Here is a 14,919-nt window from a genome sequence, read left to right as displayed (position 1 = left end):
CTAAACCTAATTTATAAGCAAGATGATTCTTTATTCTTTCTTTAGCGGAATGGGGATTAAACATTGTGTTGGAAGTGCAATACATTAGGGATTCCTTTGGTTGATGTTTATTTTCTTTTATGTTTTGGGATTCTAAGAGGATAGGATTAATCCTCTAAATAATATTCTACCGTAGAGACAACACGCACATTCTTAATGTGTTGCGTATTTTGGTCTCGGTTGCTAATACTAAATTGCCCTTGTGTTGCGCGTTTGATTCTACCAAGTTTGCTATTAGAATCCTTAGCAAACTTCTGTGCAGCCTCTCTTGCATTAAGTGTAGATTCTTCAATCATTTGTGGCTTAATGGAATTGAGCTGCGTATAACTATATTCTACATCATAGGTATTAATGTTGATTGCGATTCCCTCTTGTCCAAGCTCTGTAATGCGCCCAAACACTTCTCTACCAAGTTCTACTTGCTTTGTGTATAAAATCACTTCACCGCTACCAGAATAACGATAAGTTACCCTTCTATCGTCCGCATAATCATTACTAAGTTTATCGGTGATATTGGGCGAACCAATCGTAATCTCGCTTTTCTCAAACCCCATTTTCTCTAAAAATTTCACAATTTTTTGAGAATTGCGTTCTACTTCAGTATAAAGTGCGTGCAAGTCGTTGTTCGCAAGACGAAATCTAAGGGGCAAAATCATCACATCTGCGAATACTTCTTGCTCACTCAAACCCTTGACGACTACGCTACGCTCGCCTGCGCGAAATTCTTTCACGGCAAGGTTCGCACCCACACCAAACACAATACTGCAAGCAATCAAGCAAAGACCTAAAGTAGCCACTGCGATTCTATCCATTACTTCTCCTTTAAATGTTAATTTATTTATCTTAAATGTTTTTGGGACAACTCATAAATACGTTGGAAAATCTCATCAAAATCCACTCCATAGGCGCGAGAATCGCCAATCGTTGTAAAGAAATTTGTATCCCCAATGAAACGTGGAATCAAATGTAGATGTAGATGCTCTGGAATCCCCGCACCTCCCGCGCGTTCAATATTCATTCCTAGATTAACTCCTTGCGCGCCAAACTCTTTTAAAAGTGCAACACCTTTTTGTGCAATTCTTTGCATTTGTAGCCAAATTTCCACATCTAAAAGCTCTGGTGAAGGGATATGCGTATGGGGAATAATCAAAAAATGTCCGGGCGTATAGGGAAACTTATTCATCACGCAAAATACTTTATCATTGCGGTAAAATACGCGGTTTGTGAAGTCGGATTTTTGCAACACAGCGGAATCCCCCCTACCCTCAAATAGAGGTTGAGATTTTGTATTTAGAGGAGAATCTCCTTTGGAAATAGCGCAGAATACACACTCTGTGCTTTTGTCTTTGAAATACCCGCTTCTCCAAGGCGCATACAAATACTCCATTGTATCCTCTCACCTTTTAAATATAGCTTGGTGCGTCATTGGCAAAAAGAATCAAGTTGCCACTATCTGTAGTTGTCTTTAAAATATGCTCAATATGCGATTTGTCCTTAAGAACGATTTTTTGAGGCTTACGAATATGTTTGCGCAACAATTTAGAATTCAGCTCTCCTGTAATAATCGCTAAATCAAACACTTCACTAATGGCTTCGGCTAATTGGATATTTGCTTCTTTGGAACTTTCCACAAGACCTGGTGTTACGATGATTTTCTTACCTTTATGCAAGGAGGATAGGCGAATTGCTTCAAGCATTCCATCAAGATTTCCATTATAACTATCGTCTAAAATAATCTTTTCATTCACAGTAATCTTGCTTAGACGATGATTAATAGGTTCTAGCTTCTGCACTCGTTTTATCAAATGCTCTTCACTGACGCCCAAATCTTTCGCAACCGCAATCGCCGCACTAATATTAATCACATTAAACGCACCCAAAATACGCGTTTTAAATTCTAATTTCTTGCCATCTATTTTAAGAACAAAGCTTGTTCCTTCAAGCGTTGCTACTATTTCACTTGCATTTTTGGGAAAATTAACAATCCTCACGGGACAATGGCTTGGCTGAATGTTGCCCTCATAGATATAAGCTCGGCTCAATTCCTTGCTCTCTAAAATTTCATATTTTGCACTATAAATATTTTCTATGCTTTTAAAATACTCAATGTGTGCTTCACCAATTTTTCCAACAACTGCAATCTGTGGGGAAAGCAAATCTACAATCTCTTTAATGTCTCCCGCGCCCCTAGCACCTGCTTCTACGATATAAATATCTGTTAAGGGGGAAAGATTTTGATTAATATCTGCAATGATTCCTGTTAGCGTATTGACGCTTCTTGGTGTCGCATAAACTTTAAAACCCTCCTGCAGCATTTGAAACAAAAAGTTTTTTAAGCTTGTCTTGCCATAGCTCCCTGTAACCGCTATGATTGTAAGGTTTGGCATACTCTCTAACTTATCTAAAGCAAGTTTTTTGTAACGATTGAGCAGGATTCTTTCTATCAAAGAAGAAAGCGCAATAGAAATAAAAAGCGGGAAGAGATAAACAATTTGAATCAAAATAGAATATTCTGCAACTTTTAAAAGCAATAATTCATTAAATAAAATAAAGGCGATGTATAACCCAAAAAATCTTAGGATTCTACTTGTCAAAACCAATCGTTTGCTCAAATAAAAAATCCATACACCCAGCAAAACAACATAAAGATACAATCCAATATAACAATAAAGATTATTCGGTATTAGAATAAAATAAATAACAGGAAACACAAAATAAAACAAATGCCATTTCTGCTTATGATGCCTAAACAATACGCGCATAATCTTGTAATGATACCACTGAAGATTTATCATCACATAATAGCCTAATGCGATAAGAAAAATCCAACGCGTTGCCATAATGAAAATATCAATGCTTTGCAAAAAAGAATCCTTGAAATAAAAAATTGTGCAATTTTAGCGAATTTTAGATAAATTTTATTTATTTTTTAATGTTTAAATAAAGTTTTTCAATCTCTTTCGCACCTTTCAAAAAGAAAAAATGGTCTCCCCCTAAAACAAAAAATTTAGAATTTGGTATCAATGCGTGGATTTTTTCACCCGATTTTAAAGGTGTAGCAAGGTCTCTTTCTCCCCAAAAAATATAGCACGGACTCTTAAATTCTGCAAATATGCTTGAAAAATCCTCATCTACAACATTTTTAAAAGTCTGATACATCACTTCGTCCATATTTTCTACATCTTTTGAACGCAAAAATTGCTTAAAGATTCTACTTAATCTTGGCACAAACCGATTCAAAGATTTAGCAAGTGCAATTTTACATTGCACCTTAAAGCTTTTTGGCACTTGAATCCCTGCGCTACTTAGCAAAATTAATTCTTTGGGTTCTAATAAAGTCGCGACTTTCCCACCAAAACTATGCCCCATAATGCTACAATGGCTAGGAATCAAAGAAAGTTGCCCTAAAAAAATTTTTAAAATCTCGGCATAGTCGTAGGTATTCAGCGCAAAGGGTGGAGTAGGAGAATTTCCAAATCCAGGCATATCCACATAACAATGCTTAAAATTCTTAAAAAGCCCGCCAAAAGATTGTTTCATCAGAGTTCTACTAGCACCCCAACCATGCAGAATCACAAGCGTCGGAGCGGAAAGGTTTTGGGATTCTAATATCTCATACGAGAGGGAAAAACTCTGCCCCTTATAATCCAATCTTTTTTGCGCCATTATTTACCTTTTGCAAATTGAATTTGGTGTAAAAACTCATAGGTAACTTTGATTTCATCAGGTTTTGGAAGTGCTTTAGAAAGCTGACTTAAGGATTCTTGAAAATCTTTAAATAGATAATTTGCAAGGCTTCCCGGAATTGGATTAATTTCATTTAAATAACATTGATTATCCTTGACAAAAAAATCACAACGAATCAAAGCTCCTTCAAACAAATTTTCATAAAGCTTGCTAAAATTCTCTCGCAAAGCCAACTTCAAATCTTCGCTAATTTCCGCTTCTTTTGCATTACTTGTGCGCGAAAAATCCAAATATTTTTTTTCAAAATCTAAAAATTTCTTTTTTTCTGGCTCTTCCACAAAAGAAAACCTCATTCCCTCTTTGGACTTAAAACCCGCCAAGTTATACTCTTTAATTCCCTCTATAAAAGGCTCAATGAGGATTTTTTCATCAAATTCAAAAGCAGATTCTAGTGCGTATTGCAGCTTTTCTTGCGATTCTACGATACTGATTCCAATAGAGCTTCCAAGCCTAGCGGGTTTAATAATCAATGGGAAAGTTAAATTCTTCGGTATAGGCATATCACGATACAGCACACGATATTCAAGGCTCAAAACCCCCCGACCTTTGGCTAGCAACTTCGTTAGCTCCTTATCAAAGCTTAACACACACGCGGGATTACGCGGACCAATATAAGGAATCCCATAAAAGTCTAGCAAACTCGCTACACTCCCGTCTTCTCCATCTCCTCCGTGGATAAGATTAATAAGAATTGGTAGATTAAGAGGCTTTTCTCCAAAAAATGTGCGCAGATAAAACCCATCTTTTTTGGGATAAATTTTTTGTGCTTTTATGTATTCTTTAGAGCTGAAAAATTTAGACTGCATATTTTGTATTGGAATCAAATAAAAATTATGCAAAGCGTCTAAAAAAACAAAATGCTTCACTTGCGGTAATAATTTCTTTAGAGCAATCGCACTAACTATACTGATTTCGTGTTCATAAGATTTTCCGCCAAATAAAATACAAAAACTCACAATATTTCCTTAAGAATAAATTTTCAAAATCATACCAAAAGTTTAGATAAATTACCACTACACTAGCAAGGACGGGAAATAGAATCACAGGAGCAAGTTCAACCTTGCGGGATTCTACATTACAAAATCGCAAATTTTATGCACTCTGCCTTTGAGATAAAGTCTTTGATTAGATTCTTTTAGATACAAATCCTCTTTGCTTGCGGGATTAAAAAGGCAAGGGTTTGAAATCTTGCCCGCAGAAAACAAATAATAAAACATTGCTGCCATTCCCGTGCCACATGCAAGTGTTTCATCTTCCACCCCGCGCTCAAAGGTGCGCGCAATCACTCTGTCTTGCAAAATCTCTGCGACATTAACATTTGCATTATATTTATGGCGCAAAGAGCGCAAATCCTCTTTGCTCAACTCATTCTTTTTCTCACAAACTAAATGCGGTACTCCTGTGTCAATCAATGCCCAAGTGTTGCCCAATTCACAGATATTTTCTTGCAACACTTTCACACCACTTAACGCACTCTCTACCACATTTTCTTCTAGGGTTGCATCAATCACTCCTGCGAGTGTTAAGAATCTCTGCTTGTAGCTTGCGATTCCTTGATGATACGCATACATCGCTGCTGCACGACTTCCATTTCCGCACATTTGCGCAATACTACCATCACAATTATAAAACTCCCATTCAAAATCATATTCCAAATGTGGCTTTAAAATAATTAAACCATCTGCGCCTACACCTTGATGACGATTACAAATCCTTCGCGCAAGTTTATCAAATGCGCGTTTTTGAGTGCCAAAAGTATGCGTGAGAATAAAATCATTACCACTTGCGGAATATTTACTAAAAAACATTAAGAATCCTTATGTAGGGACTTGAAAACAGAATCTTACCATAAAAGCAAGATTTTCAACACAAAATATAACCCATCATTTTCAAATTGTTTTTAAGGAGAAATAAAAAACACAAAGAGAAAGGAGAATCTCTTTGCTTCTACAATATTAAGAAGATTATCCGTAAAGCTTAAGAAAAATCAATTAGCCTAGCAATGCGTCTAAGCGACTTTGCAAATATTGCGCATTAAAAGATGCAACATAAAGAGAAGCATTTTCTTTTAGTTTTGCAGAATTTAATTGATTGTAATTTTCCGCCAAATCGTCTTTCATTAATCCACCTTCCGCAGCTTTCAAATTTACTACGGTATTCATACTTGCATTCACGCCAGATTGGATTCCATTCATTGCAGAACCAATGTCTGCACGACTCATATTAACATTGTTAATAAAATCCAAAATACTTTGTTGATTATTAACATTCAAGCCTGAAACATTGGGGGCTTGCATATTGATGCTTTCTGTTCCATTGCCGGTTACAAAACTCATTTGTCCGCTAAAAACATTTCTACCATTAAAAACTGCTTGACTTGTAGCGTCACTCATTGCTTGAGTTAGTGCGTTTGCTTCACTTTCAATCATTGCTCTTTGCTCATTATTTAATGCAGGATTTCCCAAAGCCACAGAAAGTTCATTCATACGAATCGCAGAATCTGTAATGTTAGAAAGTGTCGCGTCTGCAATTTGCATCACACCTAGTGCGTCATTTGCATTGCGGATTCCTTGAGACATTGAGTTTGCTTGAGATAAAAGTGCATTTGCCAAAGCCAAACTCGCACCATCTGTCGCCTCTAATGGACGAGGAGACGAGATTTTCTTTAACGCGTCTTTCTCGTTCTCTTTTGCTTTATTTAGGCTAATCAAACTTTCATTTGCAACTTGTGTATTTCCGATTTTCATCTTCTCTCCTTAAATCGTTAGATTGCTTCCTTGCAATATTTTCAAAATTACAAGCATTTTTCATTCCACTTTTACTTCTTTTCCGCTTTATTTGCCATTTTCTGCTCTAAATACTTCGTGTGAATCACTCCTCTCTTAAAATCTTCATTTTTCATCATTTCCTGATGAAAAGCAATCGTTGTCTTGATTCCCTCAATGCAAAACTCATCTAAAGCGCGCGACATTCTTGCAATTGCTTCTTTGCGATTCTTGCCCCATACAATCAGTTTGCCAATCATAGAATCATAAAACATTGGCACAACATAGCCCGCATATGCGTGCGTATCAAGACGCACATTACCACCACCGGGCGCAATCCATTTTGTAATTTTACCCGCTGAAGGATAAAATTTCACAGGATCTTCTGCTGTAATTCTACATTCCATTGCACAACCTTTGAAATGGATTTCCTCTTGTTTGGGCAAACTCTGCCCTTCTGCGATTCTAATCATCAGTTCAATAATATCTAGCCCACTGACTAGCTCGCTTACAGGGTGTTCTACTTGCAAGCGTGTATTCATCTCCATAAAATAAAAATTTTGATTGGAATCTAGCAAAAATTCATAAGTACCTGCACCCACATATTTAATCGCCTTTGTCGCAGTAATAGCAGTTTGCAATAGTTTCTCACGTGTTTTTGGCTCTAATGTAGGGGCGGGGGATTCTTCAATAAGCTTTTGATGTCGCCTCTGCAATGAGCAATCTCTCTCTCCTACATGTAAAACATTGCCGTGTTTATCTGCAAGAATCTGCACTTCAATGTGTTTTGGCTGGTCAATGAATTTTTCCATATAAATTGTGCCATCACCAAACGCACTAATCGCTTCACTTTCTGCTGCAAGATAGGCGTTGAACATATTTTCTTCTTTTTCTACAATACGCATTCCACGCCCACCACCTCCTGCTGCAGCCTTTAAAATCACAGGATAGCCAATTTCCTTGGCAAGTTTCAAGGCTTCTTCTTTGGAGGAAACTGCGCCATCACTACCCGGAATCACAGGCACACCTGCATTTTTCATTACTTCTTTAGCTTTGCTTTTGTCGCTCATTAACGCCATTACATCAGGATTTGGTCCTATAAACTCCATCTTATGGTGCTTACAAATTTCAACAAAATTTTGATTCTCACTCAAAAATCCATATCCGGGAAAGATTGCGTCTGCATTAAAGAGTTCCGCAGCAGAAATAATGGCTGGAATATTGAGATAACTTTCGCTTGATTTATCCCCGCCAATACACACTTTTGCGTCCGCTAAATCCAAATAATGTGCATCTTTATCCGCTGTGGAATACACTACAATGGCTTTTTTTCCCATTTCTTTAATCGTGCGAATCGCCCTTAAGGCAATTTCTCCGCGATTAGCAATTAAAATGGTATGAATTTCTTTTTGTGTTTCTTGCATTAGATTCTCTCCACCACAAACAAGGGGGAATTATATTCCACAGGCGTCGCATCACTTGGAATAATTTCTTTGATAATGCAATCAAACTCTGCTTCAATCTCATTCATAATCTTCATTGCTTCTATGATTCCTAATGTTTGTCCTTTTTTGACTTTATCTCCTGCATTCACATATGCTGGAGTATCGGGCGAAGGACAACGATAAAATGTGCCGACCATTGGAGAATTAATCGTCTCTCCTACTAAAATCGGCGCAACTGGAGCAGAAGCGACAGGGGCGATTTGTGGAAGGCTTTGTGGGGCTTGCAAAGTCGCGCTAGGAGCATTTTGCGATTCTACAACCACTGCTGTTGCGCAATTTTGCCCTTTCTGAAGTTTAATGGTTGAATTTTCTTGTGAAATACTAAGACGATTCAGATTACTTGCATCAAAGATTTCTATAAGTTCTTTTATCTCTTTAAAATTCATTCTTAAGCCTTTTTGAAATAGATTCCCAAATTCCTTTGTTATCCAAAAGAATTTTACTGATTTAATCTGTTATAATATCATAATTTAATTTAAAAAATAAATAAGGAATCAAATGGGATTAAAAGAAGACCGATGGATTCGCGAAATGGCGCAAAAATATGCAATGATTGAACCTTTTTGCGAAAATCAAGTGGGGCAAGGCGTTGTGAGTTTTGGATTATCAAGCTATGGCTATGATATTCGCGTGAGCAATGAGTTTAAGATTTTTACCAACATTAATGCAATGGTGGTAGATCCAAAGAATTTTGACGCAGCAAATGTAGTAGATTTTGTTGGCGATGTGTGTATCGTGCCGCCCAACTCTTTTGCGCTTGCAAGAACGATTGAATACTTTAAGATTCCACGCAATATTTTAGCCATTTGTCTAGGAAAAAGCACCTATGCGCGATGTGGAATCATTGTCAATGTTACGCCTTTTGAGCCGGAATTTGAGGGACACATTACAATTGAGATTAGCAACACCACGCCGCTTCCTGCCAAAATCTACGCAAACGAGGGAATTGCACAGGTGTTGTTTTTGGAGGGAGACGCGCCTTGCGAAGTCAGCTATAAAGACAAAAAAGGCAAATACCAAAACCAACAGGGCATTACCCTGCCAAGAATCTTAAAATAACGAGTCCTTGCAAGACTTGACTTAATCAAGTCGCAGCAATCTATCCTCAAATTAAGAAAAAACTTTTGCAATGGAATCGCAAAGTAAAAAGCAAGAATCTTACCGCTTAAAGCCCCTAAAAAGCCTTTGGATTTTTCTTGAAACAAACGAATAAAGCCAAATCTTAAAAGCATAAAACTTGTGAGTCTGAATCCTTTGTCTCTCTTTCCCCAACGCTTCTATCAATACGCTTGGCGCGCAAAGCTCTAGTGTTTTGGGGTGGATATAACGCGGATAGAGGAGATATGTTCCGCAAAATAATTCCTCTAAGCTTAGTTTGCGATTCCGCCTTGCGCAAGTTTGTTTATCCTGTGTTAGCCCCCAACCCGCATAAAAAGGCATTCCATAAGTAACAACCTTTTTGCCATACAACAAAGCCTCAAACCCACTAAGCGAAGTGAGTGTATGCACCTCCTCTACGACTTCTATCACAGAGGGCAAACTTACTCTTTCAAGAATCTCATCGCAATACTTTAATGCAACTTGTGGTGCAATATGCCCCGTGCGATTCCCACTTAACACATCGGGGTGGGGCTTGTAGAGGATATAGCTCTGTGGATTTTCCTCTCTTGCTTGTTGCAACAAAGAAAGATTTGTTCTCCCCGCTGCACCAAAACGAATCGAAGCATCATCTTCTACCTGTCCGATAACAAGAATCTTCGGCTTCTCTTGCGGAAGATTAAGAATTGCGTGAGAATCAATATTGTATTTACTGATTTTTTTCTTTAGGATTTGCTCTTTTAAATCCTTTGCCTCTTCCAAAATCTCGTGCGAGAATTGTGTATTTTGCAAAATCTCCTCTAGTCTGCTTGGTGCAGTAGAATCAAAATAAATTCCTCTATCATCAAAAACCAAAGAAAAAGGGCGTGTGAGGTCAGAACCTAAAGCTAGTGAGCGGATAAAGCCATCTTCTACGCGAACTAGAGGAATCGCATTTGTCTTTGCATAGGATTCTAACGCACTAAACTCCTTTTTACCCCAAACAAAAATCACACTCTCCTTATCCAAACCCTTTTTTAAAGCCAAGTCTAAAGCATTTGCCCAAAGAGGATTGATGAAAATGATATTTTGCGGTTGAAATTCCTTTAAAAAGGGTTGAATGAAATTAGGTTTTTTTCGCGAATATCCAAAAAGGAAATGGTGTTTCCAAAGAGAGAATCCAAACATAAAAGCCTTTTTGGAACTCTTTTTGTAACGATATTTTTTAATCGTTTCTAAAGTATCCAAAATATCGCTTTTGCGGTTGTAGATAGGATTAAAATACCGCGCATAGAGGATATAACTTGCAGCAAAAACCTCCTCTAAGCTTAGTTTGCGATTCCGCCTTGCGCAAGTTTGTTTATCCTGTGTTAGCCCCCAACCCGCATAAAAAGGCATTCCAAAGCACACACACTCACAGCCTACAAGCAAAGATTCAAAACCCATTTGCGAAGTTTTTGTATAGACTTTGTCAAAACATTTCAGCAAAGAAATCGGATTAAAATCCTCTGTTATCACTTCACAAAAGGGTGGAATCTCGTGCTTAAGAATATCGGATTGCCGCTTGCCACTTAGGACATCGGGGTGAATTTTCAGATAAATTTTTGCGCCTTTATTTTCTTTGTATGCGGATTCTATCATCTCACTTGTGCTAAATTTCTCCCCATAACCATACAACAAGCTAGAATCTTGATTCGTCTGTGCAATAATCAAGATTTTTTTCTTGCTAGAATCTTTGGCAAAATAATCCTGTGGAAGCATTTTGGAACAATTATACTTGGAAATATTATACTGCACAATGCGACGCATTGCTTCCCTTGCAGTCGCAAGAAGTTTTGGGTCGGAATCAAAATCATAGGTGTTGAGTAAATTTTCTAATGTGCTAGGGCTTGTCGCGTCATAATAGATTCCAAGCTTATCCTCTACAACACTGAATCTTGGGGAATTTTCCACTCCAAGCCCGAGTGAGCGGACAAAACCATCTTCAAGCAATGTCAAATCACCACCAAAAATTTTATGACACATTACAGCAAATTTTCCTGTTTTTTTGCGTCCCCAACCCTTAAAGTTTTTTGTGGTAAAAATTTGCAAAAGATTATAAAAATAATAATTTTGAAACATTCCCTAAAGCCTAAATTTATGTATTTTATGGAATCATTCCTACAATTATAACTAAATTTCAGAGAATCCCTTGCCTTATTTGCTTTCTTTATTTTTAAAAATCTTTGTTTTTGTTTTTTCTTTTGTGAAAAAAGACGGAATCACGCTCGTTTTTTCTGATACGAGCCTTGCTTATTCTAATCTCTCTTGCATTCAAAATACACTTGATTTGCGCAAGATTCCTTATAAAGTCTGCAAAAACAATAAATCACTTTCAACACTCTTTTTGCTTTTGAAATCCAAAATCATTTTGCTAGACCAAAGCAACTTTTTTTTATCTCATCTAAAATTAAAAAGCGATAGTATTGTGATTCAACTTTGGCATGGTGGGGGCTTATACAAGAAAGTTGCGTTTGATATTTGCACCAATGCGCAAGATTTCAAAAGGGCAAAAAGGATTCACAAAAACACGCGTTTTGTCAATATTTCAGATGAAAAGCTCAAAGCAGATTATGCGCGAATGTTTAATGTCAAAGAATCCCAAATTTTAAGCTTCGGACTTCCAAGACTTGACCGATTCTTTCAAATCCATTCTACAAAAAACAAGCAAGAATTTCTGCAGAAATATCCCGCATTAAAAGGCAAAAAAATCTATCTCTATGCACCAACTTTTAGAGAATCACGCAAAAGACGTGAGGGAGAAATCCTGCTTGATGTGCCAAAAATCAACCGAACTTTTGACGACAAAGTCATCATCGTGCGAAGCCACCCAAGCCTAAAACTTGCCAATCAAGACTTTATCAATGTTAGCTATGAGCCTTTAGAATGGATTTTAAGCATCAGCGACGCGCTGATTAGCGATTATTCGTCTATTATTTTTGATTTTGCATTTTTTCATCGCCCCATTTTGCTTTATGTGCCGGATTTAGAGGATTATCTCGCTTCCAATCGCCCGCTTTATCGCACTCCAGAGGAATTAGTCGGCAGAGAAAATGTCGCTTACACACAAGAGGAATTGATTTTGGCAATGCAACAAGAAACCTCTCATTGTCTTTGGGAAGAATATATGGAATCTTGCAAAGGAGATTCCAGCGCAAAAGTAGTAGATTTTATGTTAAAATTGCTTTAATTCAAGAGAAACCATATAAGGATAAATTTGAAAAACATCGTTGTAATTTTTGCAGGTGGCACAGGACAAAGAATGAACCACAAAAGTGGAATCCCCAAACAATTCTTAACCATTGGAGGGATTCCTGTGATTATCCATACTTTAAAAATTTTTGAAAGTCATCACAAAATAGACAAAATCCTTGTTGTTTGCCTAGAATCTTATATCCCCAAACTACAAGCAGAAATCTCCAAATACCAAATCTCCAAAATTGCAGAGATAATCCCCGGTGGAGTGAGCGGGCAGGAATCTATCTTTTTGGGATTGCAATGTGCCAAAAAATACTCCAAAAATCCGCGTGATATTGTCCTAATCCACGATGGTGTCCGCCCCCTCATCACGCACGAGGAAATTACCCAAAATCTTGCTTGCGTAGAGCAGCACGGCAATGCAATTAGTGCTTCAAAAACTTATGAAACTATTGCGCTTAAAGGGGAGGCAGGGGAAATCCAAACGATTTTTGATAGAGAGGAATGTATGGTGGCAAAAGCCCCACAAAGCTTTATTTTGGAGGAGATTTTAAGGATTCATCATCGCGCCAAAAAGGAAAAGCGAAGCTTCATTGATACGGCTTCTATGGCAAACTTCTATGGAATCCCATTGCATTTTGTAGAATGTTCGGTTTGTAATGTCAAACTCACCACAGCTATGGATTATTATTTGATAGAATCCATTATGAAAACACGTGATGTAGAAAACATTTTTGGAATCTAAAATGACTGCAAAACTCTTAAGAGATGGCGCATTAAGGCTCAAAGAAAACTTCGCACATTGGTTTGCCTCCCTAGAGAACCAAACACTTCTTATCAGCGGTGGAAGCGGCTTGATTGGCTCTATGTTTATCAGCGTTCTTTTGCGCAATGTAAAAAACATTAAAATTTATTGCACGACAAGAAATAAAAAAAGGGCTTTGGAAAGATTCCAGACTTTGGGCATTTCAATCAATCCTCAATGCGATTCTTTAATGTTCATTGAAGATTACAAAGAATGCTTAGAAAAAATAGATTATCTCCTATGTTGCGCCTCACCTACGCAAAGTCAATATTTCGTAGATTCTCCTGTGGAAACAATAGAAACAATTTACCAGCACACGAAAGATTTGTTAGAATTAGCAAGAAAGAATCAAAGCAAAAAAATCGTTTTTTTATCCACTATGGAAGTCTATGGGGAGACAAAAGAAAAAAATGTGCGTGAGGAGGATTTGGGCGTGCTTCCTGTGCTAAACCCTAGAAACTGCTATCCTGCCGCCAAGCGATTGTGTGAGCATTTGATGATTGCTTATGCGGCGCAATATTCCTTGAATATCTGTATCTTGCGCTTAAGTCAAGTCATAGGGGCAGGAGTGAGCAAAGAAGACCAGCGCGTCTATATGGCGTTTTTGAACCAAGCCTTAGAAAAAGGCGAAATTACCCTGCTCACAAAAGGGGAGACGAAACGCAATTATTTAGATGTTTTTGACGCTTCAAGTGGAATCTTATTGGGACTTTTGGACAAAAACACAACGGGTATTTACAATCTTGCCAATCCTAACATTTTTATCAGCATTTTGGAGCTTGCAAAGCAAATCGCAAAGGAAGTAGGCAGCAAAAAAGGCGTAGAGATTCCAATTAAGCAATGCCAAAAGGCGAATCTTTCGGCTTTTCTACCTCCTTTTGAAAGAAGTTTGGATACTTCTAAGCTCCAAAATTTAGGGTGGAAGCCGCTTTTTAGTCTAGAGGAGAGCATTGGCTCTATGCTAGAAAGTTTGGAATAAAGCTTGAATTCGCAAGAAATCTCCTTGCGTTCTTGCGAGAACTTTGGTTTTCTATCATTGCGAGAATTACTTACAATTCGTAGCACTGCACAAATCCATAAGCCGAACAATCAAAAATATTTAATAGAGAGAATCTAAAAACTAAAGAAAAATGGGCTTTGAGACTAAAACCACTCCCGCTTAAAGTGGCTTTAGATTTACAAGGGATTTAAGGCTTTTATAAGCGGAAGTGGCATAAAATCAAAATGTTGAAATTATTAATGCTTATCTCTAGCTTTTCACGGCTAGAATGAGCAAGAGTATAATAACTAGAACAATTATACTTCTGTCATATCGTCTCCTTTTTAAGAAAGCCGATACCTTAAATCCGCATATATCATACAAATTTCTTGCTTCAATTCCAATAAAGTGGCTAAGATTAGATTCTTACATTTGCACGCTTTGCTTTGTTTGTAAGGACGCAATAGAATCTCATTTTCTTTTCCCCCTAAACTCTTTCTTTAACTTACGCACTTCTTGAAAAAATTGCAAATAAGCAAAGATTCGCCCCCCCCCCCGCACAGAATTAGCAGTAATGAGTGCTTTACCTAATTTATAAGTAAAGCATTCTTTTTCTTTTAAGGCTTGTTTGTAATCTGTATAGGATTCTAAAGGAGGAAGTTTTAAGCTAGGATTCTTTGCAACTCTTGCTTCATAATCTGCAATTTCTTTTCTATGTGTTTCTTTGATATAAGATAACACATAAGGCATTCGTATATATCCCCA

Annotated in this window: 14 protein-coding genes and 1 pseudogene; 4 read left to right on the top strand and 11 right to left on the bottom strand. The window is 37.4% G+C overall.

From position 1 onward, the window contains the following. Positions 1-146: 146 nt before the first annotated feature. From CQA43_RS09155 to accB, 9 genes are all read right to left on the bottom strand, one after another. Positions 147-851: an SIMPL domain-containing protein gene (locus CQA43_RS09155; protein ID WP_115552292.1), complete on the bottom strand. Its 705-nt coding sequence runs from the start codon at positions 849-851 to the stop codon at positions 147-149. A gap of 26 nt (positions 852-877) precedes the next feature. Next, entirely contained in the window at positions 878-1,426 is a 549-nt protein-coding gene (locus tag CQA43_RS09150; protein ID WP_115552291.1) for an HIT family protein, read from the bottom strand. A 16-nt stretch (positions 1,427-1,442) separates the two neighbouring features. Beyond that, positions 1,443-2,903, bottom strand: coding sequence for a Mur ligase family protein (locus CQA43_RS09145; protein WP_181881680.1), 1,461 nt, complete (start codon positions 2,901-2,903; stop codon positions 1,443-1,445). Positions 2,904-2,961: 58 nt separating this feature from the next. Further along, positions 2,962-3,705 carry an alpha/beta fold hydrolase gene (locus CQA43_RS09140; protein ID WP_115552290.1) on the bottom strand — a complete coding sequence of 248 codons (744 nt, stop codon included), beginning with the start codon at positions 3,703-3,705 and terminating at the stop codon, positions 2,962-2,964. After that, positions 3,705-4,742 (bottom strand): D-alanine--D-alanine ligase, encoded by a 1,038-nt coding sequence (locus tag CQA43_RS09135; RefSeq protein WP_115552289.1) that lies wholly within the window; start codon positions 4,740-4,742, stop codon positions 3,705-3,707. Before CQA43_RS09135 ends, CQA43_RS09140 begins: the two co-directional genes overlap by 1 nt. 114 nt (positions 4,743-4,856) lie before the next feature. Further along, positions 4,857-5,594: a diaminopimelate epimerase gene (gene dapF, locus CQA43_RS09130; RefSeq protein WP_115552288.1), complete on the bottom strand. Its 738-nt coding sequence runs from the start codon at positions 5,592-5,594 to the stop codon at positions 4,857-4,859. 183 nt (positions 5,595-5,777) lie between these two features. Further along, on the bottom strand, positions 5,778-6,533 hold the full coding sequence (locus CQA43_RS09125; protein WP_115552287.1) for a flagellin: 756 nt from the start codon (positions 6,531-6,533) through the stop codon (positions 5,778-5,780). Between the two features lie 71 nt (positions 6,534-6,604). Beyond that, positions 6,605-7,975, bottom strand: a complete 1,371-nt coding sequence (locus CQA43_RS09120) for an acetyl-CoA carboxylase biotin carboxylase subunit (RefSeq protein WP_115552286.1) — start codon at positions 7,973-7,975, stop codon at positions 6,605-6,607. Further along, entirely contained in the window at positions 7,975-8,442 is a 468-nt protein-coding gene (accB, locus tag CQA43_RS09115) for an acetyl-CoA carboxylase biotin carboxyl carrier protein (RefSeq protein ID WP_115552285.1), read from the bottom strand. Before accB ends, CQA43_RS09120 begins: the two co-directional genes overlap by 1 nt. 112 nt (positions 8,443-8,554) lie before the next feature. On the opposite strand from accB, the gene dcd reads away from it, so the two are divergent. After that, positions 8,555-9,115, top strand: a complete 561-nt coding sequence (gene dcd / locus CQA43_RS09110; protein ID WP_115552284.1) for a dCTP deaminase — start codon at positions 8,555-8,557, stop codon at positions 9,113-9,115. Between the two features lie 99 nt (positions 9,116-9,214). Here dcd and CQA43_RS09105 read toward each other — a convergent pair whose 3' ends face one another. After that, on the bottom strand, positions 9,215-11,254 hold the full coding sequence (locus CQA43_RS09105; protein ID WP_115552283.1) for a capsular polysaccharide biosynthesis protein: 2,040 nt from the start codon (positions 11,252-11,254) through the stop codon (positions 9,215-9,217). Between the two features lie 70 nt (positions 11,255-11,324). Between CQA43_RS09105 and CQA43_RS09100 the strand changes: the two genes are divergently transcribed. The 3 genes from CQA43_RS09100 to CQA43_RS09090 are packed head-to-tail and all read left to right on the top strand — an operon-like array spanning position 11,325 to position 14,154. Further along, positions 11,325-12,362, top strand: a complete 1,038-nt coding sequence (locus CQA43_RS09100; RefSeq protein WP_115552282.1) for a CDP-glycerol glycerophosphotransferase family protein — start codon at positions 11,325-11,327, stop codon at positions 12,360-12,362. 27 nt (positions 12,363-12,389) lie between these two features. Further along, positions 12,390-13,115 carry an IspD/TarI family cytidylyltransferase gene (locus CQA43_RS09095; RefSeq protein ID WP_115552281.1) on the top strand — a complete coding sequence of 242 codons (726 nt, stop codon included), beginning with the start codon at positions 12,390-12,392 and terminating at the stop codon, positions 13,113-13,115. A 1-nt stretch (position 13,116) separates the two neighbouring features. Next, a complete protein-coding gene (locus CQA43_RS09090) occupies positions 13,117-14,154 on the top strand; it encodes an NAD-dependent epimerase/dehydratase family protein (protein ID WP_115552280.1) in 1,038 nt (345 codons plus the stop codon). Positions 14,155-14,625: 471 nt separating this feature from the next. On the opposite strand, the pseudogene CQA43_RS09085 reads toward CQA43_RS09090, so the two are convergent. Next, positions 14,626-14,919 (bottom strand): annotated as a pseudogene (locus CQA43_RS09085) (glycosyltransferase); the annotation flags it as partial.

The organism is Helicobacter ganmani, from assembly GCF_003364315.1.
GTDB classification, from domain to species: Bacteria; Campylobacterota; Campylobacteria; order Campylobacterales; family Helicobacteraceae; genus Helicobacter_D; species Helicobacter_D ganmani.
Note: the sequence above shows the minus strand (reverse complement) of the source record. Positions and strands in the feature narration are given on the sequence as shown.

What these genes read in the sequence shown, in the direction of transcription:
- CQA43_RS09155 (WP_115552292.1), bottom strand. Translation starts at nt 851, where the DNA reads ATGGATAGAATCGCAGTGGCTACTTTAGGTCTTTGCTTGATTGCTTGC.
- CQA43_RS09150 (WP_115552291.1), bottom strand. Translation starts at nt 1,426, where the DNA reads ATGGAGTATTTGTATGCGCCTTGGAGAAGCGGGTATTTCAAAGACAAA.
- CQA43_RS09140 (WP_115552290.1), bottom strand. Translation starts at nt 3,705, where the DNA reads ATGGCGCAAAAAAGATTGGATTATAAGGGGCAGAGTTTTTCCCTCTCG.
- dapF (WP_115552288.1), bottom strand. Translation starts at nt 5,594, where the DNA reads ATGTTTTTTAGTAAATATTCCGCAAGTGGTAATGATTTTATTCTCACG.
- CQA43_RS09125 (WP_115552287.1), bottom strand. Translation starts at nt 6,533, where the DNA reads ATGAAAATCGGAAATACACAAGTTGCAAATGAAAGTTTGATTAGCCTA.
- CQA43_RS09120 (WP_115552286.1), bottom strand. Translation starts at nt 7,975, where the DNA reads ATGCAAGAAACACAAAAAGAAATTCATACCATTTTAATTGCTAATCGC.
- accB (WP_115552285.1), bottom strand. Translation starts at nt 8,442, where the DNA reads ATGAATTTTAAAGAGATAAAAGAACTTATAGAAATCTTTGATGCAAGT.
- dcd (WP_115552284.1), top strand. Translation starts at nt 8,555, where the DNA reads ATGGGATTAAAAGAAGACCGATGGATTCGCGAAATGGCGCAAAAATAT.
- CQA43_RS09105 (WP_115552283.1), bottom strand. Translation starts at nt 11,254, where the DNA reads ATGTTTCAAAATTATTATTTTTATAATCTTTTGCAAATTTTTACCACA.
- CQA43_RS09090 (WP_115552280.1), top strand. Translation starts at nt 13,117, where the DNA reads ATGACTGCAAAACTCTTAAGAGATGGCGCATTAAGGCTCAAAGAAAAC.